Annotated in this window: 2 protein-coding genes; one reads left to right on the top strand and one right to left on the bottom strand. The window is 66.3% G+C overall.

What is annotated here, in order from left to right:
- Positions 1–149 precede the first annotated feature (149 nt).
- The gene (locus tag IE330_RS38510; RefSeq protein WP_190140818.1) at positions 150–452 is read right to left on the bottom strand and encodes a hypothetical protein; all 303 of its coding nucleotides are present in this window, start codon (positions 450–452) and stop codon (positions 150–152) included.
- 110 nt (positions 453–562) lie between these two features.
- Here IE330_RS38510 and IE330_RS39825 point away from each other — a divergent pair, with 110 nt between their 5' ends.
- A complete protein-coding gene (locus tag IE330_RS39825; protein ID WP_268257397.1) occupies positions 563–685 on the top strand; it encodes a hypothetical protein in 123 nt (40 codons plus the stop codon).
- Positions 686–766 lie beyond the last annotated feature (81 nt).

Below are 766 nucleotides of genomic sequence, written 5' to 3'. Positions count from 1 at the left end.
GTCCACTGCGCCAGCTCACGTCGGTGGACGGGAGCCGCGCCCGCTGCCTCCCGGGCAACCGTGAGCGCGTCACTGACACGCTCGATTGCTTCGCCGTGCACCGGTCCGGTCGTCGCTGGTTGTGTGGGCGACTCCGTTGCGCAGCTCGATCAGCAGGTCAAGCTGACGGTCGACAGGGAGGATGTGGAGCATCCTGAGCCGCGCAATGGCCTCGGCTGCGCCCTTGCCGTCCGATGACCGCCAAGGTGGAAGAGCATCTCTGCGCTTCCCTTCATCTCCGCGATGTAGATCGGGTTCTTCGAGATCAGGACGGCCTTGGCCAGGCTCTCGATCGCCACCCCGGCGTGTAGCGCGAACTCGTCGTACTCGCCACGACCGTGGTCGTCCATGGCCCGATGCGCAGCCTTCTTGGCTCCCGCAAGGAAGCTCTCGAACGAGAGGGAATCGTCCATGAATGAACGTTCCTTGAGCGGCTCGCGCCGATGCGCAGTTCCTTCCGCAAGGCCTCGGCCGCGATCGGGCGCCGTCGCAGCTCCCAGTTACGGGCGTCCAAGCGCAGCGCTTGATCGAACAACGGATCGCTCGTATCAGATCCATCTGGGCCGTCCTCGGTCACCTCGTCGCCGAGTACGCGGACCTCGGTCCGCTGACCCGGGCGGTGCGTCAGGAGCTCGACAGCGAGTAGCAGCGCTACGGGAGGCCACCCGCCACCAGCACTGGTTGCCAGGTCAGATCGGGCGCCGCCGCGATGTTCGCCGCTAGTGAG

This window comes from Streptomyces longispororuber (assembly GCF_014656095.1).
Lineage (GTDB): Bacteria > Actinomycetota > Actinomycetes > Streptomycetales > Streptomycetaceae > Streptomyces > Streptomyces longispororuber.
Note: the sequence above shows the minus strand (reverse complement) of the source record. Positions and strands in the feature narration are given on the sequence as shown.

Excerpts from the sequence above, each read along its gene's own strand:
- IE330_RS38510 (WP_190140818.1), bottom strand. The coding sequence starts at position 452 with ATGGACGATTCCCTCTCGTTCGAGAGCTTCCTTGCGGGAGCCAAGAAG.